Here is a 19,248-nt window from a genome sequence, read left to right on the forward strand (position 1 = left end):
TGCCGCCAATGGGCCGCGAGGAGCAGCTGGAGGGCGACCTCCAAGGCACACTGATCGTGCCGTCGTCCCGCACGGGACTGGGCGTCGTGGTCCTTCACGGATCGGGCGGTCGTCCCGACGTCGAGCGCGCGCATCTCTTCGCCCGCCACGGTGCGGTCGCCCTGGCGCCGCGCTGGTTCGGCGGCGAAGGGCAGGTGCCGGGAATCTGCGAGGTACCGCTCGAAGACTTCGTCGCTGTCGTGGACTACATGAAGGGAAGGGGCTGCGAGCGGATCGCGCTCGCCGGCACGTCCAAGGGTGCCGAAGCGGCCCTGCTTGTTGCGGCCCAGGATCCGCGGGTCGATGCCGTGATCGCCGTCAGTCCCTCATCGGTCGTATGGGCTAACACAGGACCAGGACGGGACGGCGAGGCGTGGCCGCAACGCTCGTCCTGGACGTTGGGCGGAACGGCACTGCCATTTGTTGCCTACGATCCCTATTGGCGGCCGCAGAAGCGCGACGGCCTGGTGGCCTATCGCAGCTTCCACGAGGACAGCCTCCGCCGGTTTGCCCGCGAGGCCTTAGCCGCGACCATCCCGGTCGATCGGATCGAGGGCGAGGTGCTGCTCGTCGCGGGCGGCGACGACGCGCTTTGGCCTTCGGATATGTTCGCCCGCGCCATCTCGGCCCGCCGGTCGGAGGCATCGAAGGCGACCACCCTCCTGATCGATCCCGACGCCGGACATCGCGTGCTGCTGCCCGGCGAGACCAAGGCACGCTCCAGCCTGCATGCGCACGGCGGCAACGACGAAGCCGACAGGCGACTCGGAGCGGCCGCCTGGGCCGCCATCGTGGCGGCGCTCCGCCTCGACTAAGGACGGCGTGACGGCCCACCGGGGAACACAACCTCGTAGTGGACGGCGACGTCGTCGGCGCCGGACAGCACGGCGCGGGCCTCGGGCTCGACCACAGAACGGGCAATGTCGGGGCCGGTGAAGGACTCGATCGCCGCGACCGACTCCCAGAGCGTCAGGGCGATGAATTCGGTCCGACCGTCGACGTCGCGGGACAGCAGCCAGGCGCCGCGATGGCCGTCGAGCGCCTTCAGCGAGGGCGCCACCGATTCGCTGAAATGGCGGCGGTAGCCGTCGGCCTTGGGCGTTTCGGCGCAGCCGCGCCAGAGTCGGGCAATCATCGCGTCGTCGTACTGGCCTGCCGGGGCCCGGTATTGGTAGAAATTGACCATGGCGCGGACAGATCCCCGGAACGCCACGCAGTACTGGTGGGACCGCCATCTCGCCGGTCTCAGCCTGCTGCACGCCGACTTCACGACGCACGAGTATCCACCGCACGTTCATGAGGCGCTGGTGGTGGCGGTGACCGAGCAGGGCGGCTCGGTGGTCAGGAGCCGTGGCCAGGTGGAGGAGTGCACGCCCTCGACCCTGTTCGTCTTCAATCCGGGCGAGCCGCATGCCGGGTCGATGGGCTGGAGCGAACGCTGGCGCTACCGCTCGATGTACCTCACGCAGGCGGCGCTCGACCGGCTGGCCGACGGGCTCGGCATCGAGAAAGTGCCGTACTTCACGCGCAACGTCTTCGCCGACGCCGACCTCATCGCGGCCTTCCTCGCGATGCACCAGGCGATCGAGGAGGGGCGCGACGTCTTCCGCGAACGCGAGCTCCTGGTCGGCAGCTTCGGACGGCTCTTCTCGCGGCACGGCAGCGGTGGCCGCGATCGCATCGCGCCGGCGCCCGTCGACCGCCGGGTCTTCGAGCGTGTCCGCGATCGCATGCAGGCGGAGTACGCGTCGGAGCTGCGCCTCGAGGAGCTGGCGTCGGATGCCGGGCTCACGACCTTCCAGCTGATCGGCCTGTTCAAGCGTACGGCCGGCCTGACGCCGCACGCCTACCTGACTCAGGTCCGGCTCAACATGGCGTGCCGACACCTGCGACGCGCACCGGCCCTGGCCGAGGTCGCCACCGCGGTCGGCTTCTACGACCAAAGCGCCCTCAACAAGCACTTCAAGCGCTGCTACGGCATCACGCCGCGCCAGTTCGCCCGGGCGGCGGCGGCAGCCTGAGGCGCGGCTCGGGCAATTTCCGCCAATACCGCCGGCGGGCCCGGGCCTAGGAAGCGGCATGCATCTCTTCTGCCATGACAATCCCGAGACGGTCTCGCTGGAGACCGAGGTCGCGGATGCACGCCCGGGCAAGGTCGCGCTGGCCCGGTCGCCCTTCTATCCCGGCGGCGGCGGACAGCTTGCCGACCGCGGCACGATCGCCTGGCAGGGCGGCGAGGCGAGGGTGGTCGGCTTCGAATACACCGCCGGCCGCCTCTGGCATCTGCTCGACAGCCCGGCCGAGCTCGCCGGCGCGGTCGAGGCCAGGGTCGATCCGGCCTTCCGGCTGATGATGCGCCAGCTTCACACCGACACGCATGTGCTGAACGCGCTCGTCTTCCAGGCCTTCGACGGTGCGCTGGTGACCGGCGTCCAGATGGCCGAGGACGGGACCGCGCGCATGGACTTCGATGTGCCCGGCGCCGACAGCGACCGGCTGCGCGCGCTGGAGGGGCCGATCAACGACCTGATCCGCCAGGACTTCCCCGTCCGGTTCGACTACGTGCCGATGCGCGAGGCCCAGGCGGAGCACGGCCTGATCCGCAGCCGCTCGGTGGCGCCGCCGCCGACCGACGACGGCAAGGTCCGGATCGTCGAGATCGTCGGCCTCGATCGGCAGGCCTGCGGCGGGACGCACCTCGCCGGCACGGGCGGCTCGCCCCCCGTGCGCATCCTGAAGATCGACAACAAGGGACGGCACAACAGGCGCGTCCGGATCGGGCTCGCGACGCCATCGTCCTGACGCGGACGCCGGTGGACACGCCGGGCGCCCGAAAATCCTTGACGAAGCGACACCACATGTTGCCATATGGTTTCAGGAAACTGGCATATGTTGTTGCGTCCTCGGCAGATTCTGGCGCCGATCATCTTCGCTACGGTGTTCGGCTATTTCGGCTATCACCTCGTGAACGGTGATCGCGGTCTGCTGGCCATGGCCCATCTCCAGCGGGAAGTCCTGATCGCCGAGCAGAACCTCGCCGAAGCGGAAACCTCCAAGAAGATCTGGGAACGCCGCGTCGCGGCGTTGCGCAACCAGAGCCTCGATCCCGACATGCTCGACGAGCGCGCGCGCGTGCTGCTCAACTTCGCGCGCAAGGACGACGTCATCATCTTCACGCCGACGCGCTGACGCCGTTCGCCTTGCGGCCGGCGGAAACAAACTGTCCGCCTTGCAGGGCCGTCCGAAAACAATCTCTCAATTGCTGCGTCGCACGCTCGGTAGCGGCTGATTTTTCCTGATGGATCAACCACATCGCCTCGGGCGATGCTATAAGGCGGCGCGGGCTAGAGGAGAGGAATCCATGGCAAAACCGGCGACCAAGCCGAAAGTCGAGTCGCAGCCCGACAAGCCCAGGTCATCCGGCAAGTCGCCCAAGGCGGGCGACAACAGCGTCTCGGCCGACCGGCTGAAAGCGTTCTACCGCGACATGCTCCTGATCCGTCGCTTCGAGGAGCGCGCCGGTCAGCTCTACGGAATGGGTCTCATCGGCGGCTTCTGCCATCTCTATATCGGACAGGAAGCCGTGGTGGTCGGCATGCAGTCGACGATCGGCGGCGAGGATTCGATCATCACCTCGTACCGCGACCACGGCCACATGCTGGCGGCGGGCATGGAGCCGAAGGGCGTGATGGCCGAGCTGACCGGCCGGGCCAGCGGCTACTCCAAGGGCAAAGGCGGCTCGATGCACATGTTCAGCCGCGAGAAGAAGTTCTACGGCGGCCACGGCATCGTCGGCGCCCAGGTGCCGATCGGCACCGGGCTGGCCTTCGCGCATAAATACAACGGCAACAAGAGCGTCTCGCTCACCTATTTCGGCGACGGCAGCGCCAACCAGGGCCAGGTCTACGAGGCCATGAACATGGCCGCGCTGTGGAAGCTCCCGGTCGTCTACATCATCGAGAACAATCGCTACGGCATGGGAACCTCGGTGGAGCGCGCCTCCGCCGTCACCGATCTCTATCGCCATGGCGAGGCGTTCGGCATTCCCGGCGAGCGGGTCGACGGCATGGACGTGCTGGCGGTCAAGGCGGCCGGAGAGAAGGCGGTCGAGCATGCCCGCAGCGGCGCCGGCCCGTACATCCTCGAGATGCAGACCTACCGCTATCGCGGCCACTCGATGAGCGACCCGGCCAAGTACCGGACCAAGGAAGAGGTCGACAAGTACCGGACGGAGCGCGACCCGATCGACCATGTCCGCAAGCTGCTGCTCGACGGCAAGATGGCCGACGAAGCCGCGCTGAAGGCGGTCGACGGCGAGATCCGCAAGATCGTGAACGATGCCGCCGAGTTCGCTCAGCACAGTCCGGAGCCCGACCCGTCCGAACTGTGGGCCGACGTGCTGGTCGGAGCCTGAGCCCATGTCCATTTCCGTTCTGATGCCCGCCCTCTCGCCGACGATGACGGAGGGCAAGCTCGCCAAGTGGCACGTCGAGGTGGGCGACAAGGTCGAGGCCGGGCAGGTGATCTGCGAGATCGAGACCGACAAGGCGACCATGGAAGTCGAGGCCGTCGACGAAGGAACCGTGGCGAAGCTCCTCGTCGAGGAAGGGACGGAGGGCGTCGCCGTCAACACGCCGATCTGTCTGCTGGCGGCCGAGGGCGAGAGCGTCGACGACGCCGCCAAGGCGCAGCCGTCCGCTCCGCCGCCCGAGGCGAAAGCCGAGGCCCCCAAGGCAGAGCCGAAGGCCAGGGCGGAAGCGGAGCCGCAGGCTGCCGCGGCACCGGCACCACCGGCCCGGCCGGCGCCGGCCGCCGAGCCGGAGTGGAGCGGCAAGACCGCCCACATGACGGTGCGCGAAGCGCTGCGCGACGCCATGGCGGAGGAGATGCGCAAGGACAGCAACGTCTTCCTGATGGGCGAGGAGGTGGCGCAGTACCAGGGCGCCTACAAGGTCAGCCAGGGCCTGCTCGAAGAATTCGGCGCCAGGCGGGTGATCGACACGCCGATCACCGAGCACGGCTTCGCCGGGCTGGGCGTCGGCGCGGCCTTTGGCGGCCTGAAGCCCATCGTCGAGTTCATGACCTTCAACTTCGCCATGCAGGCGATCGACCAGATCATCAACTCGGCGGCCAAGACCCATTACATGTCCGGCGGGCAGATGACTTGCCCGATCGTGTTCCGCGGGCCCAATGGGGCGGCGGCCCGCGTCGGCGCCCAGCATTCGCAGTGCTACGCGAGCTGGTATGCGCACGTGCCCGGCCTGCGGGTCCTGGCGCCGTGGAGCGCGGCCGACGCCAAGGGCCTGCTGAAGGCCGCGATCCGCGATCCCAACCCGGTGATCTTCCTCGAGAACGAGATCCTCTACGGCCAGGCCTTCGACGTGCCGGAAGATCCGGACTTCGTCCTGCCGATCGGCAAGGCCAAGGTCGAGCGGCCGGGCAAGGACGTCACCATCACCGCCTTCTCGATCATGGTCGGCAAGGCGCTGGCGGCGGCCGAGGAACTGGCCAAGCAGGGCATCGATGCCGAGGTCATCAACCTGCGCAGCCTGCGCCCGTTCGATACCGAAACCATCGTCGCTTCGGTCAAGAAGACGAACCGGCTGGTCTCGGTCGAGGAGGGGTGGCCGTTCGCCGGCATCGGCTCGGAGCTGGCGGCGCAGATGATGGACCAGGCCTTCGACTGGCTCGATGCGCCGGTCAAGCGCGTCCACGGGCTCGACGTCCCGCTGCCCTACGCGGCGAACCTCGAGAAGATGGCGTTGCCGCAGCCTGACAACATCGTCGCGGCCGCCCGCGAAGTCTGCAATCGCTGACGTGGGATCCGCGCCATGTCGATCAACATCCTGATGCCCGCCCTGTCGCCCACCATGACGGAGGGCAAGCTCGCCAAGTGGCATGTCAAGGAAGGCGATTCCGTCACCGCCGGCCAGGTCGTGTGCGAGATCGAAACCGACAAGGCCACGATGGAAGTCGAGGCCGTCGACGAAGGAAAGGTCGGCAAGATCGTCGTTCCCGAAGGCACCGAAGGCGTGAAGGTCAACGCCGTCATCGCCATCCTGCTGGAGGAAGGCGAGAAGGACGTGCCGAAGGACGCCGCTGCCGCGCCGCCACCGCCTGCTCCTGACGCGAAGCCGGCCGAAAAGGCGGCCGCACCACCGGCACCCAAGCCGGCCGCCCCCGAGGCCAAGCCGGCTGCTGCCGAGGCGAAGGCGCCGGCCCCTGCGGCCCCGGCGAAGTCTCCCGAGGGCGGACGCATCTTCGCCTCGCCTTTGGCCAGGCGCATCGCCGCGGAGAAGGGCATCGACCTCGCGGCCGTGAAGGGCAGCGGACCACACGGGCGGATCGTCAAGGCGGATGTCGATGCGGCCAAGCCGGGAGCCGCGAGGCCGCCAGCCGCAGCGCCCGCCGCGGCACCGGGCCCCAGGGCCGTGCCGCCGTCCGGGGGCCAGCCGGTGTTCGTGGCGCCGGACGACACGCGCGTGCCGCACACGTCGGTCCGCAAGGTCATCGCGCGGCGGATGCTCGAGTCCAAGCAGACCGTGCCGCACTTCTACCTGACGGTGGACCTCGAGATCGACGCGCTGCTGGCGGCGCGCCAGGCGATCAATGCCGTGGCCGAGAAGAAGGGCACCAAGGTCTCGGTCAACGACATGGTGATCAAGGCCTGCGCCAAGGCGCTGCGCGACCATCCCGAGTGCAACGCCTCGTGGACCGAGGACGAGATGGTTCAGTACGGCGCCGTCGACATCTCCGTCGCCGTAGCCACCGACCGCGGCCTCATCACGCCGATCGTGCGCAACGCCGACATGAAGGGGATGGCGCAGATCGCGTCCGAGATGAAGGACCTCGCCGCGCGCGCCAAGACCGGCAAGCTGAAGCTCGAGGAGTTCCAGGGCGGCGGCTTCACGATTTCGAACCTCGGCATGTTCGGCATCCAGAACTTCGCCGCCATCATCAACCCGCCGCAGGCGATGATCCTGGCGGTCGGAGCGGGCGAGGAGCGCGCCGTGGCCCGCAAGGGCGCAATCGTGGTGCGCACCATGATGAGCTGCACGCTCGCGGTCGACCACCGTGTCGTCGACGGCGCGATGGGCGCGCAGTTCCTGCAGACGCTGCGGTCGTACATCGAGCAGCCGGCGGCGATGCTTGTCTAGCTCGAGAACTCGAATGGCCGGTACGCGCACACTGTCATCCCGAGCGCAGCGCGGGACCTTTCCTGCAGCCTCGAAGGCCCCTCGGGGCGGCAGCTAGGGAGTTCACGATGGCCGAGACGAACTTCGACATCATCATCGTCGGCGGCGGGCCGGGCGGCTACGTCGCCGCCATCCGTGCCGCCCAGCTCGGCTTGAAGACCGCCGTGGTCGAGCGCGAGCACATGGGCGGCATCTGCCTCAATTGGGGGTGCATCCCGACCAAGGCACTGCTGCGCACCTCGGAAGTCTACGGCCTGATCAAGCACGCCGAGTCCTTCGGCCTGTCGGTCAAGGATGTCGCCTACGACGCCAAGAAGGTCGTCGAGCGTTCGCGCAAGGTCGCGAACCAGCTCAGCAACGGCGTCAAGGGCCTGATGCGCAAGAACAAGGTCACGGTGTTCGACGGCACCGCGAAGCTGGCGGGCGTCGAGGGCGGGCAGCGCAAGCTTGCCGTCGCGATGAACGACAAGAGCAACGTGACGCTCACGGCCAGGAACGTGATCCTGGCGACCGGCGCGCGCGCCCGCCAGCTTCCGGGCCTCGAGTCCGACGGCAAGCTGGTCTGGACCTACAAGGAAGCGATGGTCCCGCCGGAGTTCCCCAAGTCGCTGCTGGTGATCGGCTCGGGGGCGATCGGCATCGAGTTCGCGAGCTTCTACCGCACCATGGGAGCGGAGGTGACGGTTTGCGAGGTCGTCGACCGCATCCTGCCGGTCGAGGACGCAGAGGTCTCGGCCTTCGCCAAGCGCGCCTTCGAGAAGCAGGGGATGAAGATCCTGACCGGCGCCACGGTCGGCAACCTCAAGAAGGGCAAGGACAGCGTCACCGCCACGATCACGGTCGGCGGCAAGAGCCAGGAGATCACCGTCGACCGCGTGATCAGCGCCGTCGGCATCGTCGGCAATGTCGAGAACATCGGCCTCGAAGGCACCAAGGTGAAGGTCGAGAAGACGCACATCGTGATCGACCAGTGGGGCTTCACGGGCGAGCCCGGCGTCTATGCGATCGGCGACGTGGCCGGGCCGCCGTGGCTCGCCCACAAGGCGATGCACGAGGGCGTGCTGGTGGTCGAGAAGATTGCCGGCGTGAAGGGCGTCCATCCGATGAAGACGGAGAACATCCCCGGCTGCACCTATTGCCAGCCGCAGGTCGCCAGCATCGGCCTGACCGAGGCCGCCGCCCGGGCCGGCGGCCGCGAGGTCAAGGTCGGCAAGTTCCCCTTCATCGGCAACGGCAAGGCGATCGCGCTGGGCGAGCCCGAGGGCTTCGTGAAGACCATATTCGACGCCAAGACCGGCGAGTTGCTAGGCGCCCACATGATCGGCGCCGAGGTCACGGAGCTGATCCAGGGCTATTCCGTCGCCAAGACTCTGGAGACGACCGAGGCCGAGCTGATGGCCACCGTCTTCCCGCATCCGACCCTGTCGGAGATGATGCACGAATCGGTACTGGCGGCCTACGGACGGACGCTCCATATCTAGGCGGCCATGGACGGAGGCATCGACAAGGTCCCGCTGAGCCGGGCCGAGCGTCACCCCGAGAAGGCGCACCGGCCCGACAATCCCATCCCGCGCAAGCCGGAATGGATTCGCGTGCGCGCGCCCAACTCGCCGGAATATGCCGAGACGCGGCGCCTGATGCGCGAGCACGGGCTGGCGACGGTGTGCGAGGAGGCGGCCTGTCCCAATATCGGCGAATGCTGGAAGCAGAAGCACGCCACATTCATGATCATGGGCGGGACCTGCACGCGGGCCTGCGCCTTCTGCAACGTCGCGACCGGCAAGCCGGGGGCGCTCAATCCGCACGAGCCGGGCAACATCGCCGAAGCCGTCGGCAAGCTCGGCCTCGGCCATGTCGTCGTGACCTCGGTCGATCGTGACGATCTCGAGGATGGCGGGGCAGGGCACTTCGCGGCGGTCATCACCGCGCTCCACGGCCAGGCGCCCGGCACCACGGTCGAGGTTCTGACCCCCGACTTCATGCGCAAGGACGGCGCCGTCGAGACCGTCGTCGCCGCGCGGCCCGACGTGTTCAACCACAATCTCGAGACGGTGCCGCGGCTCTACCCGACCATCCGTCCCGGCGCGCGCTATTTCACGTCGCTGCGCCTGCTTGCCCGGGTGAAGGAGATCGATCCGGCGATGTTCACCAAGTCCGGCCTGATGGTCGGCCTCGGCGAGACGCGCGAGGAGATCCTGCAGGTGATGGACGACCTGCGGGCCGCCGACGTCGATTTCCTGACGGTCGGCCAGTACCTGCAGCCGACTCCCAAGCACGCGCCGCTCGACCGGTTCTGGACCCCGGCGGAGTTCGCCGAGCTCGCCGCCCTGGCGCGCGGCAAGGGCTTCCTGATGGTGTCGGCCTCGCCGCTGACCCGCTCGAGCTACCACGCCGGCGACGACTTCGCCCGACTGCGCGCTGCGCGCGCCGCCCGCGCGCGTTGAGCGTCACGCGGCACAGCGAGCGCCGGGTCGTGCCCTACGTACCCCGGCAGCTCTTCGACCTCGTGGCCGACGTGCCGCGCTATCCGGAGTTCCTGCCCTGGTGCCAGGCCGGGCGCGTGCGCCGCAACGAGGGCCCCGACGTCCAGATCGCCGAGCTGGCGATCGGCTTCGGCCCGTTCCGCGAGCGTTTCACTTCGCGCATCGTGCTGACCCCCGACGCACCCGACGGGCCGCGCATCGAGACCACGGGCACCGAGGGGCCGTTTCGCCGCCTGGTCAGCCGCTGGGTGTTCCATCCCCACCCCGAGGGCTGCCTCATCGAGTTCGAGCTCGAGTTCGACTTCCGCTCCCGCCTGCTGCAGCAGACGGTCCGGCTGCTGTTCGCCGAGGCGGTAAAGCGCATGGTCGGCGCCTTCGAGGCGCGGGCGCGCCAGCTCTACGGCCAGCCTACCGTTCGGCCAGCGACGCCAGCATCGTCAACGCGGTGATCACCGCGATGCGGCGGATGCCGTCGCGGTCGCCGGGAAACACGTGGCGCTCGGCCACGATGTCGAAACCCTTGCGCGCCGCGGCGAAGTGCACGAGGCCGACCGGCTTTTCGGCGCTGCCGCCACCCGGACCCGCGACGCCGGTCACCGACACGGCGAGGTCGACGCCCGCCTTCGCCAGCGCTCCGGCCGCCATGGCGCGCGCCACCGGCTCGCTCACCGCGCCGTGGCCCATCAGTGCGTCCCACGGCACGCCCAGCATCTCGCGCTTGGCCTCGTTGGCGTAGGTCACGTAGGCGCGCTCGACCACGTCCGAGGATCCCGCGATGGCGGTCAGGGTCGCGGCGACCAGTCCGCCGGTGCACGATTCGGCGGTGGTGAGCTTGAGACCGGCGCGGCGGCAGGCCTGCAGCACGCGCTCGGCGGCATCGCGCATCTCGTGGTCGAACATCGGAACTCTCCCGTCCTGTCCCTCGGCCCTTGCCGGCCTACGCTCTCGGCATCTCGACTGTCGCCACCGCCTGGGCGGCGATGCCTTCGCGGCGCCCCGTGAAGCCCAGCCCCTCGGTGGTCGTCGCCTTGACGCTGACGCGGCTGGCGGCGACGCCGGCGATGCGGGCGATGCTGTCGACCATGGCCTCGCGATGGGGCCCGATACGCGGCGCCTCGCAGATCAGCGTCAGGTCGAGGTGGACGATGCGGCCGCCGGCGCCCGTGACGAGATCGACGGCATGCCGCAGGAAGCGGTCGGAAGAGACGCCCCGCCAGCGCTCGTCGGACGGCGGGAAGTGCCGGCCGATGTCGCCCGCGCCGATCGCGCCCAGCACGGCATCCGTGAGGGCGTGGAGCGCCACGTCGGCGTCGGAATGGCCGGCCAGCGTTCGGGCATGCGGGATGGCCACGCCGCCCAGCATCACGCTCTCGCCTGGCCCGAAGCCGTGGACGTCGAAGCCGAGGCCGGTGCGCGTTTCCATCGTCGAGGGGACGGCGAGGTCGTGAGCCATGGTGATCTTGCGGTTATCCTCGCGGCCTTCGACCATGACAAGGCGCAGGCCGGCGCGCTCGCCGACGGCGGCATCGTCGGTCAGCGACGTCGCCTCGTCCGTCCCCAGGGAAGCCGCGGCGCGGTGAGCCGCCAGGATGCGGTCGAAGCGGAAGATCTGCGGGGTCTGCGCCCGCCACAGGCCGGTCCGCGGCACCGTCCCGGCGATCGTGCCGCTGCCGGGATCGACCCGCTTCAGCGTGTCCGCCAGCAGCACGCCGAGGATGGCGCCGTCGATGCCGGGCCGGCCCGCCGCCTCGAAGCAGGCCTCGATCTCCGACACCTGCACGAACGGCCGCGCGGCATCGTGGACGGCGACCAGGTCCGGCCCATCTCCGGCCAGGGCCTCGAGGCCGTTGAGCACCGATTGCTGCCGGGTCGCACCGCCCACGACGGGCGGGGGGAGGGCGAGAGGCCCGAGCGCCGCCTCATAATGCGCTCGATCGGCCGCGGAGATGACGACCTGGATTTTCACGACCCCCGGGACGGCCCGGAACACGTCGACGGTGCGTCGCAGGACGGATGTGCCCGTCAAAGCTGCATATTGCTTGGGCACGGGGCCGCCGAAGCGGCTGCCACGGCCGGCGGCGACGATCAGGACGGTTCGAGAAGGCACCGGGAGGCTAGTTACATCAGCTTTCTTCGGCATGCACGGCCCGGAGCGCGATAGCGCGCTTGCGCCGCTCACCCAGAGAGGCTATTGCTCGCCCAATTATTGTGCACTGCACAAGATGCCCATAAACTCATCACAAGAAATGGCTCACCCTCCACGCCTCAAACCGCTCGCCATCGGCTCCGTCCGGATTGACGATCCCGTCATCCTGGCCCCGATGTCCGGCGTCACAGACATGCCCTTCCGCCAGATGGTGAAGCGGGACGGGGCGGGTCTCGTCGTGTCCGAGATGATCGCCTCGGCGGCCATGGTGCGCGAGAACCGCAAGACGCTGCTGATGGCGCAGAACTCGCCGGAAGAGTTCCCGATGTCGGTGCAGCTGGCCGGCTGCGAGCCGGCGGTGATGGCCGACGCCGCGCGCCTGAACGAGGATCGCGGCGCCGCGATCATCGACATCAACTTCGGCTGCCCGGTCAAGAAGGTCGTGAACGGCCATGCCGGATCCTCGCTCATGCGCGACGAGGTCCATGCCGCCAAGATCCTCGAGGCCACCGTGCGGGCGGTCAGCCTGCCGGTGACGCTCAAGATGCGCACGGGCTGGGACTCGACCAACCGCAATGCACCGACCCTGGCGCGCATCGCCGAGGAATGCGGCATCCGCATGCTGACCGTCCATGGCCGCACGCGCTGCCAGTTCTACGAAGGTCATGCCGACTGGGCGTTCGTGGCCGAGGTCAAGGCATCGACGTCGCTGCCGGTGATCGTCAACGGCGATATCGTGAGCCTGGACGACGTCGACACGGCGCTGGCGCAATCCTGCGCCGACGGCGTAATGATCGGGCGCGGCGCCTACGGCCGCCCCTGGTTCCTCAACCAGGCGATCCGCTATCTGCGCACCGGCGAGCGCCTGCCGGATCCGTCGCTGGTCGAGCAGTACCGGATCGTCCGTACGCACTTCGACGCGATGCTGTCGCACTACGGCCGGGAAACCGGCGTGCGCATGGCCCGAAAGCATCTGGGCTGGTACTCGAAGGGTTTGCCGGCTTCGGCCGAATTCAGGGCCGCGGTCAACCGCGAGACCGACGCCGACAAGGTCCGCGCGATGCTGGCGGACTTCTTCATGCCCGCGCTCGAAAGGCAGGCCGCCTAGCATGGCTCTCCAGCCTTTGAAACGGTCGCCTTCCCTCGGCGAGCAGTTCCCCACGGCGATTCTCGATTCGCTGTCGGAGGCGATCGTCGTGGTCGATGCCGGCGGTCACATCCACTATGCCAACCTCTCGGCCGAGCAGTTCTTCGGCGTCGGCCGCACGCGCCTCGTCGGTCATCCGCTGGACGAGTTCGTGCCGGAGGACGCGCCTCTCTTCTCGCTGCTCGAGCAGGTTCTGGCGACGGGCGGCGCGGTCGCCGAGAACGGCGTGACCCTGGCCTCGCCGCGCATCGGCAACCGCTTCTGCGCGCTCCGCCTGTCGCCTGTCGTCGACGGGGAAGGGCTGGTGGCCGTGTCGCTCGCCGAGCAGACGATCGCCCGCAACATCGACCGTCAGATGTCGCACCGCAGCGCCGCCCGCTCGGTGAGTGCGCTCGCGGCGATGCTGGCCCACGAGGTCAAGAACCCGCTGTCGGGCATCCGCGGCGCCGCCCAGCTTCTCGAACAGTCGGTGGAGGATTCCGAGCGCGAGCTGACGGGGCTGATCTGCGAGGAAACGGACCGCATCGTCGCCCTGGTCGACCGCATGGAAGCCTTCGCCGACGGCCGGCCGATCGACCGCAGCCCGACCAACATCCATCAGGTGCTGAACCACGTCCTGCGCATCTCGCAGAACGGCTTCGGCAAGAGCGTCCGCTTCGTCGAGACCTACGACCCGTCGCTGCCCGACGTGCTGGGCGACCGCGACCAGCTCATCCAGGTCTTCCTCAACCTGGTCAAGAATGCCTGCGAGGCGCCGGGCGACGGCGACCGCGAGATCGAATTGTCCACAGCCTATCGACACGGGCTGCGCCTCGCGGTGCCGGGGCAGCAGGCCAAGGTGAACCTGCCGCTCGTCGTGTCGGTGCGGGACAATGGCGGCGGGATTGCCGAGGAGCTGCGCAGTCACCTGTTTGACGCGTTCGTGACCAACAAGCCCACCGGAACCGGCCTGGGTCTTGCTTTGGTCGCCAAGATCATCAACGACCACGGTGGGGCGATCGAGTTCGAGAGCGAGCCCGGCCGCACGGTTTTCAGGGTCATGCTGCCGCTGCAATTCTCCTTGTCCGCTCCATGAGCTCGACCACCATTCTCGTCGCCGACGACGACCGCGCCATCCGGACCGTGCTCCACCAGGCGCTCGGCCGGCAGGGCCACAATGTCCGCAGCACCGGCACCGCCTCGACGCTCTGGCAATGGGTCCAGGAAGGCGAGGGCCAGCTCGTCATCACCGACGTCGTGATGCCCGACGAGAACGGGCTCGACCTCGTGCCGCGCATCCGCAAGCTGCGTCCCGATCTCCGCATCATCGTGATGAGCGCGCAGTCGACGCTGCTGACCGCGGTGCGGGCGACCGAGCGCGGGGCCTTCGAGTACCTGCCCAAGCCCTTCGACCTCAACGAGCTGATCTCGGTGGTCAACCGCGCGCTGTCGGCGCCGGCGCCCACGTCGGCTCGCGCCGTCCATCCGCCGGAGGAGGGCGAGCGCCTGCCCCTGATCGGCCGCTCGCCGGCGATGCAGGAGATCTACCGGGCGCTGGCGCGCCTGATGTCGACCGACCTCACGGTGATGATCACGGGCGAGTCCGGCGCCGGCAAGGAGCTGGTCGCGCGCGCCCTGCACGACTACGGCAAGCGCCGCAAGGGACCGTTCGTGGCGCTGAACATGGCCGCGATCCCGCGCGAGCTGATCGAGAGCGAGCTGTTCGGCCACGAGCGCGGCGCCTTCACGGGCGCGGTGCAGCGCTCGGCCGGCAAGTTCGAGCAGGCCTCCGGCGGCACGCTGTTCCTCGACGAGATCGGCGACATGCCGCCCGAGGCGCAGACCCGCCTGCTGCGCGTGCTGCAGGAGGGCGAGTACATGACGGTCGGCGGCCGCACGCCGATCAAGGCGAACGTCCGCATCGTCGCCGCGACCCATCGCGAGCTGCGCCGCCTGATCCAGCAGGGGCTGTTCCGCGAGGACCTTTTCTACCGCCTCAACGTCGTGCCGATCCGCCTGCCGCCGCTGCGCGAGCGGCTCGACGACATTCCGGAGCTGGCCAACCACTATCTGCGCCAGGCGACCGCCGACGGCCTCCCGGCCAAGGTCCTGTCGCCGGAGGCGATGGCCCGCCTGAAGCAGCACCGCTGGCCCGGCAACGTGCGCGAGCTCGTCAACCTGGTCCGCCGCCTCTCGGCCCTCTACTCGGAGGAAGTGATCGGCGTCGAGATCATCGAGGCCGAGCTCGCCGACGCCATCTCGGCCGTCGAATCCGACTCATCCGCCGGAGCGGGGGCCGCCGCCGACCTGTCGCTGGGAGACGCGGTCGACAGGCACCTTCAGGCTCTTTTCGCCGCCCATGGCGACCGGCTGCCGCCGGACGGCATGTACGATCGTGTCATTTCCGAGGTCGAGCGGCCGCTCCTGTCCCTGGCCCTGGGGGCGACCCGCGGGAATCAGTTGCGCGCGGCCCGTCTCCTGGGGCTGAATCGCAATACGTTGCGCAAGAAGATAAAGGACCTCGACGTCCCCGTGGTTCGCACGCCGCAGGTCCGCCGAGGCGGGTGACAAGTTGACGGCTGCGCTGGGCGTTTCACGCTTGGGCGATGTGGTGAGCGCGGTCCTTCGCGGATTGAGCGGTCGCGCCGCCGCCGTTTCGCTCGCGCTCCTGGCCATCGCCGCCGGAGCGGCGACCTATGCCTGGCTGGCGGGCCTCGCGCCCGCCTCGTTCAACACGCGCGGCTGGATCACCGGCCTGCTGGTCGCCGACCTGCTGGTCGCGGTGGCCCTCGTGGCGCTGCTGGCGGTGCGCCTGACCCAGCTCTGGCTCGACCGCCGCCGCGGCGCCGCCGGCTCGCGCCTGCACATGCGGCTGGTGCTGATCTGCAGCGCCTTCACCATCACCCCGACGCTGATCGTCGCAATCATCCTGTCGCTGCTGGTGATCAATCTCACCGATTTCGTGGTCAAGCCCGCCAAGGCCTCTTTCGAGGCGGCGCGGGCGATCGGCGAACCGGTCCGCCGCGCGCGCGAGGAGGAGATCCTGCGCGACATCGCCGCGATCGCCTCGCCGGTGCAGGCGCTCGGCATCGACGGTCTGCACGACAGGAAGGCGGTGACGGACCTGCTCGACCGGCTGATCGACGGCCGCCCGATCATCGAGGCGACCATCCTGGATGCCGACAAGGGCGTGCTGGCCCGGGCACGCGCGCCCGGCGCGCCCGAGACCAAGGAACTGATCCCGCCGGCCCAGGCGCTGTGGCGCGCGGTGAACCAGGCCGGCCCGGTCGAGGTCGAGGCGCCGAACGGCGCCTACTTCGTGATGCAGCTGTTCGTCGGCGAGCCGCTGTTCCTGGTGACCGGCCATGCCGTCGACCTGCGGGTCGTCGACTACATCAAGAGCATCGAGTTCGCCGGCTCGTTCTATTCGCAGATCGAGCAGGCGATGCAGCGCAGCCAGCTCCTGATCTTCGCGATCTGCGGCGCCATCGCGCTCCTGATGCTGCTGGCCGCGGTCTGGCTGGCGATCCTGGTCGCCTCGCGGCTGACCGAGCCGATCGGCGGGCTGATGTCGGCGGCCGAGCGGATGCGCGGCGGCGACCTGTCGGCCCGCGTGGAGGAGGGGCCGCCCAACGACGAGCTCGGCCAGCTCGCCCGTTCCTTCAACCGCATGGCCAGCCAGATCGAGCAGCAGCGCGGCGAGCTGGTCGCCGCCAACCGCGAGCTCGACACGCGCCGCCGCCTCACCGACGCGGTGCTGGCCGGCGTGTCGGCCGGCGTGCTGAGCGTCGACACCGCCGGCACGATCATCCGCACGAACCGGTCGGCGCTGGAGCTTCTGGCGCTGCCGGAGGACGGCGTCGTGGGCCGCTCGCTGATCGGCGTCATGCCCGACCTCGGACCGCTGGTCGAGCAGGCCGCGGACCGGCCGGGCCGCGTCACCCAGGGCCAGGTCGAGATCCTGCAGCGCGGCGAGCGTCGCATCCTGCTGGTGCGCATCAGCGCCGCGTCCGATGCCGGCGCCGTCGTGACCTTCGACGACGTGACCGACCTGATGTCGGCGCAGCGCATGGCGGCCTGGGGCGACGTGGCGCGCCGCATTGCGCACGAGATCAAGAATCCGCTGACGCCGATCCAGCTCTCGGCCGAGCGGCTGAAGCGACGCTATCTCAAGCAGATCAAGGATGACCCCGAGACCTTCTCGATCTGCACCGACACCATCGTCCGCCAGGTCGGCGACATCGGCCGCATGGTCGACGAGTTCTCGTCGTTCGCGCGCATGCCGCGGCCGACCGTGAAGCCCGAGGATGCCAAGGAACTCTGCCAGCAGGCGCTCTTCCTGCAACGCAACGGCAATCCCGACATCCGCTTCGTCTCGACCCTGCCGGATTCTGCCGTTCCGCTGAACTGCGACCGCCGCCAGGTGTCCCAGGTCCTGACCAACATCCTCAAGAACGCGGCCGAGGCCATCGAGGGGCGGGAAGCCGCTCCCGGCGCGACCCTGCCGCCGGGCGAGATCTCGCTGGCGCTCCTTGACGACGGCGCGACCGTCCGCATTGTCGTCGAGGACAACGGCAAGGGGCTGCCGAAGGACGGACGCGAGCGGCTGACCGAGCCCTACATGACGACGCGCAGCAAGGGCACCGGCCTCGGCCTCGCCATCGTCAAGAAGATCATGGAAGACCACGGCGGCACGCTCGTGCTCGACGACCGGGAGGGTGGCGGTGCGCGCATCAGTCTGGTATTCCGGCGGGACGCGAAGGAGATCGCATCGGTGCGCTCGCTCGCTACGGCGGCGCAATAGTCCGCGCCGGGCACGGCGGCGGACAGTCTGAGAGTCATGGGCCACGATATTCTCATCGTCGACGACGAACGCGACATCTGCACGCTGATCGCCGGCATCCTGGAAGACGAGGGCCACACGGCCCGCCGTGCGCACAACAGCACGGAGGCCATCGAGGCCGTGCGCCAGCGTCGCCCGGCGCTGGTGATCCTCGACGTCTGGCTGCAGGGCAGCGAGCTCGACGGCCTGCAGCTGCTCGAAGTCATTCGCCGCGAGGAACCGCCGGTTCCCGTCGTGATGATCAGCGGCCACGGCACGATCGACACGGCCGTGTCGGCCATCAAGACCGGTGCCTACGACTTCGTCGAGAAGCCGTTCAAGGCCGACCGCCTGCTGCTGGTTGTCGACCGCGCGATCGAGGCCGACCGGCTGCGGCGCGAGAACGCGACGCTGCGCCGGCGCGCCGGCGGCGAGGTGACCTTCGTCGGCTCCTCGGCGGCCGCCGCCAACGTCCGCAGCCAGATCGAGAAGGTCGCGCCGACGGGCAGCCGCGTGCTGATCGCCGGCCCCTCCGGCGCCGGCAAGGAGACCGTGGCGCGGCTGATCCACCAGGGGTCGAAGCGGGCCGACGGTCCCTTCGTCGTGGTCAACTGCTCGGCCACGCCGGCCGAGCGCCTCGAGATCGAGCTGTTCGGGACCGACAGCGAGGCCACCGACGCCCTGCGCGTGTCGGGTGCCTTCGAGATGGCGCATGGCGGGACGCTGCTCCTCAAGGAGGTCGCCGACCTGCCGCTGGCGCTGCAGAGCCGGCTGGCGCGGGTCCTCCAGGAGCAGGCCTTCATGCGCGACGGCGGCAGCCGCCGGGTCGAGGTCGACGTGCGCGTGCTCGCCGCGACCGGCCGCGCCCTGCAGGACGAGATCGCGAGCGGTCGGTTCCGCGAGGAACTGTTCCATCGGCTGAACGTCGTCGCGCTGCGCGTTCCGCCGCTCAGCGAGCGGCGAGAGGATATCCCCGAGGTCGCGAGCGACCTCATGCGGCGCGTGGCCGACGCCACCGGCCTGCCGCCCCGCCAGGTGGGCGAGGACACGCTGGCGGCGCTCCAGGGACACGACTGGCCGGGCAACATCCGCCAGCTCCGCAACGTGGTCGAGCGGCTGCTGATCCTGGCGCCGTCCGGCGGCGCGCCGATCCGGGCCGACGCCCTGCCGAGCGACGTCAGCGAGGACGCTCCCTCGGTGCTGCGCTGGGAGAAGGGCGGCGAGATCATGCAGCTGCCGCTGCGCGAGGCCCGCGAAGTGTTCGAGCGCGAGTACCTGCTGGCGCAGGTGACGCGGTTCGGCGGCAACATCTCGCGCACAGCCACCTTCGTGGGAATGGAAAGGTCGGCGCTTCACCGCAAGCTGAAGTCGCTCGGCCTCCACGGCGGTGCGGTCGACGAGCGCGGCGGCAGCGAGGTCGCCGGCTGAGGATTCGG

The 19,248-nt window shown here is 69.3% G+C and carries 18 protein-coding genes; 15 read left to right on the forward strand and 3 right to left on the reverse strand.

Annotated elements, in window-relative coordinates; translation table 11 throughout:
• The first annotated feature begins 8 nt into the window (after nucleotides 1-8).
• Complete coding sequence (locus ACO073_RS16200; RefSeq protein ID WP_421998665.1) at nucleotides 9-854, forward strand: alpha/beta hydrolase family protein; 846 nt, start codon at nucleotides 9-11, stop codon at nucleotides 852-854.
• On the opposite strand, the gene ACO073_RS16205 is transcribed toward ACO073_RS16200, so the two are convergent.
• Nucleotides 851-1,225, reverse strand: coding sequence for an antibiotic biosynthesis monooxygenase (locus ACO073_RS16205; protein WP_421998666.1), 375 nt, complete (start codon nucleotides 1,223-1,225; stop codon nucleotides 851-853). The two genes, ACO073_RS16200 and ACO073_RS16205, sit on opposite strands and share 4 nt — an antisense overlap.
• Here ACO073_RS16205 and ACO073_RS16210 point away from each other — a divergent pair.
• From ACO073_RS16210 to ACO073_RS16250, 9 genes are all read left to right on the forward strand, one after another.
• The gene (locus ACO073_RS16210) at nucleotides 1,224-2,060 is read left to right on the forward strand and encodes an AraC family transcriptional regulator (RefSeq protein WP_421998667.1); all 837 of its coding nucleotides are present in this window, start codon (nucleotides 1,224-1,226) and stop codon (nucleotides 2,058-2,060) included. The two genes, ACO073_RS16205 and ACO073_RS16210, sit on opposite strands and share 2 nt — an antisense overlap.
• Before the next feature lie 58 nt (nucleotides 2,061-2,118).
• Nucleotides 2,119-2,841, forward strand: coding sequence for an alanyl-tRNA editing protein (locus tag ACO073_RS16215; protein WP_421998669.1), 723 nt, complete (start codon nucleotides 2,119-2,121; stop codon nucleotides 2,839-2,841).
• An 87-nt stretch (nucleotides 2,842-2,928) separates the two neighbouring features.
• On the forward strand, nucleotides 2,929-3,228 hold the full coding sequence (locus ACO073_RS16220) for an FtsB family cell division protein (RefSeq protein WP_421998670.1): 300 nt from the start codon (nucleotides 2,929-2,931) through the stop codon (nucleotides 3,226-3,228).
• A gap of 172 nt (nucleotides 3,229-3,400) precedes the next feature.
• Nucleotides 3,401-4,453: a pyruvate dehydrogenase (acetyl-transferring) E1 component subunit alpha gene (gene pdhA / locus ACO073_RS16225; RefSeq protein ID WP_421998671.1), complete on the forward strand. Its 1,053-nt coding sequence runs from the start codon at nucleotides 3,401-3,403 to the stop codon at nucleotides 4,451-4,453.
• A 4-nt stretch (nucleotides 4,454-4,457) separates the two neighbouring features.
• Nucleotides 4,458-5,855, forward strand: a complete 1,398-nt coding sequence (locus ACO073_RS16230; protein ID WP_421998672.1) for a pyruvate dehydrogenase complex E1 component subunit beta — start codon at nucleotides 4,458-4,460, stop codon at nucleotides 5,853-5,855.
• Between the two features lie 15 nt (nucleotides 5,856-5,870).
• On the forward strand, nucleotides 5,871-7,196 hold the full coding sequence (locus ACO073_RS16235; RefSeq protein WP_421998673.1) for a pyruvate dehydrogenase complex dihydrolipoamide acetyltransferase: 1,326 nt from the start codon (nucleotides 5,871-5,873) through the stop codon (nucleotides 7,194-7,196).
• 107 nt (nucleotides 7,197-7,303) lie between these two features.
• Nucleotides 7,304-8,716, forward strand: a complete 1,413-nt coding sequence (gene lpdA / locus ACO073_RS16240) for a dihydrolipoyl dehydrogenase (protein WP_421998675.1) — start codon at nucleotides 7,304-7,306, stop codon at nucleotides 8,714-8,716.
• A gap of 6 nt (nucleotides 8,717-8,722) precedes the next feature.
• On the forward strand, nucleotides 8,723-9,679 hold the full coding sequence (gene lipA / locus ACO073_RS16245) for a lipoyl synthase (RefSeq protein WP_421998676.1): 957 nt from the start codon (nucleotides 8,723-8,725) through the stop codon (nucleotides 9,677-9,679).
• The gene (locus ACO073_RS16250; RefSeq protein ID WP_421998678.1) at nucleotides 9,676-10,167 is read left to right on the forward strand and encodes a type II toxin-antitoxin system RatA family toxin; all 492 of its coding nucleotides are present in this window, start codon (nucleotides 9,676-9,678) and stop codon (nucleotides 10,165-10,167) included. The genes lipA and ACO073_RS16250 overlap by 4 nt, the downstream gene beginning before the upstream one ends.
• Here the strand turns inward: ACO073_RS16250 and ACO073_RS16255 are convergent.
• Together ACO073_RS16255 and ACO073_RS16260 are read right to left on the reverse strand one after the other, a co-directional pair.
• A complete protein-coding gene (locus ACO073_RS16255; protein ID WP_421998679.1) occupies nucleotides 10,127-10,618 on the reverse strand; it encodes a CinA family protein in 492 nt (163 codons plus the stop codon). The genes ACO073_RS16250 and ACO073_RS16255 overlap by 41 nt on opposite strands.
• Nucleotides 10,619-10,655: 37 nt before the next feature.
• On the reverse strand, nucleotides 10,656-11,858 hold the full coding sequence (locus ACO073_RS16260) for a bifunctional 2-C-methyl-D-erythritol 4-phosphate cytidylyltransferase/2-C-methyl-D-erythritol 2,4-cyclodiphosphate synthase (RefSeq protein ID WP_421998680.1): 1,203 nt from the start codon (nucleotides 11,856-11,858) through the stop codon (nucleotides 10,656-10,658).
• Between the two features lie 181 nt (nucleotides 11,859-12,039).
• Here ACO073_RS16260 and dusB point away from each other — a divergent pair, with 181 nt between their 5' ends.
• The 5 genes from dusB to ACO073_RS16285 are packed head-to-tail and all read left to right on the forward strand — an operon-like array spanning nucleotide 12,040 to nucleotide 19,240.
• Complete coding sequence (dusB, locus tag ACO073_RS16265) at nucleotides 12,040-12,972, forward strand: tRNA dihydrouridine synthase DusB (RefSeq protein WP_421998681.1); 933 nt, start codon at nucleotides 12,040-12,042, stop codon at nucleotides 12,970-12,972.
• 1 nt (nucleotide 12,973) lies between these two features.
• The gene (locus ACO073_RS16270) at nucleotides 12,974-14,086 is read left to right on the forward strand and encodes a two-component system sensor histidine kinase NtrB (protein WP_421998682.1); all 1,113 of its coding nucleotides are present in this window, start codon (nucleotides 12,974-12,976) and stop codon (nucleotides 14,084-14,086) included.
• Nucleotides 14,083-15,558: a nitrogen regulation protein NR(I) gene (gene ntrC / locus ACO073_RS16275; protein ID WP_421998683.1), complete on the forward strand. Its 1,476-nt coding sequence runs from the start codon at nucleotides 14,083-14,085 to the stop codon at nucleotides 15,556-15,558. Before ACO073_RS16270 ends, ntrC begins: the two co-directional genes overlap by 4 nt.
• A 43-nt stretch (nucleotides 15,559-15,601) precedes the next feature.
• Nucleotides 15,602-17,794 carry an ATP-binding protein gene (locus ACO073_RS16280; protein WP_421998684.1) on the forward strand — a complete coding sequence of 731 codons (2,193 nt, stop codon included), beginning with the start codon at nucleotides 15,602-15,604 and terminating at the stop codon, nucleotides 17,792-17,794.
• A gap of 36 nt (nucleotides 17,795-17,830) precedes the next feature.
• Nucleotides 17,831-19,240, forward strand: coding sequence for a sigma-54-dependent transcriptional regulator (locus ACO073_RS16285; RefSeq protein ID WP_421998686.1), 1,410 nt, complete (start codon nucleotides 17,831-17,833; stop codon nucleotides 19,238-19,240).
• Nucleotides 19,241-19,248 lie beyond the last annotated feature (8 nt).

It is taken from the genome of Reyranella sp., from assembly GCF_965229815.1.
GTDB lineage: Bacteria > Pseudomonadota > Alphaproteobacteria > Reyranellales > Reyranellaceae > Reyranella.

Bases quoted from the DNA above. Each gene is read 5' to 3' on its own strand.
- ACO073_RS16210 (WP_421998667.1), top strand. From the start codon at position 1,224: ATGGCGCGGACAGATCCCCGGAACGCCACGCAGTACTGGTGGGACCGC.
- ACO073_RS16235 (WP_421998673.1), top strand. From the start codon at position 5,871: ATGTCGATCAACATCCTGATGCCCGCCCTGTCGCCCACCATGACGGAG.
- ACO073_RS16220 (WP_421998670.1), top strand. From the start codon at position 2,929: ATGTTGTTGCGTCCTCGGCAGATTCTGGCGCCGATCATCTTCGCTACG.
- ACO073_RS16205 (WP_421998666.1), bottom strand. From the start codon at position 1,225: ATGGTCAATTTCTACCAATACCGGGCCCCGGCAGGCCAGTACGACGAC.
- ACO073_RS16285 (WP_421998686.1), top strand. From the start codon at position 17,831: ATGGGCCACGATATTCTCATCGTCGACGACGAACGCGACATCTGCACG.
- ACO073_RS16255 (WP_421998679.1), bottom strand. From the start codon at position 10,618: ATGTTCGACCACGAGATGCGCGATGCCGCCGAGCGCGTGCTGCAGGCC.
- ACO073_RS16230 (WP_421998672.1), top strand. From the start codon at position 4,458: ATGTCCATTTCCGTTCTGATGCCCGCCCTCTCGCCGACGATGACGGAG.
- lpdA (WP_421998675.1), top strand. From the start codon at position 7,304: ATGGCCGAGACGAACTTCGACATCATCATCGTCGGCGGCGGGCCGGGC.
- lipA (WP_421998676.1), top strand. From the start codon at position 8,723: ATGGACGGAGGCATCGACAAGGTCCCGCTGAGCCGGGCCGAGCGTCAC.
- ACO073_RS16215 (WP_421998669.1), top strand. From the start codon at position 2,119: ATGCATCTCTTCTGCCATGACAATCCCGAGACGGTCTCGCTGGAGACC.
- dusB (WP_421998681.1), top strand. From the start codon at position 12,040: ATGTCCGGCGTCACAGACATGCCCTTCCGCCAGATGGTGAAGCGGGAC.
- pdhA (WP_421998671.1), top strand. From the start codon at position 3,401: ATGGCAAAACCGGCGACCAAGCCGAAAGTCGAGTCGCAGCCCGACAAG.
- ntrC (WP_421998683.1), top strand. From the start codon at position 14,083: ATGAGCTCGACCACCATTCTCGTCGCCGACGACGACCGCGCCATCCGG.
- ACO073_RS16200 (WP_421998665.1), top strand. From the start codon at position 9: ATGGGCCGCGAGGAGCAGCTGGAGGGCGACCTCCAAGGCACACTGATC.
- ACO073_RS16260 (WP_421998680.1), bottom strand. From the start codon at position 11,858: ATGCCGAAGAAAGCTGATGTAACTAGCCTCCCGGTGCCTTCTCGAACC.
- ACO073_RS16270 (WP_421998682.1), top strand. From the start codon at position 12,974: ATGGCTCTCCAGCCTTTGAAACGGTCGCCTTCCCTCGGCGAGCAGTTC.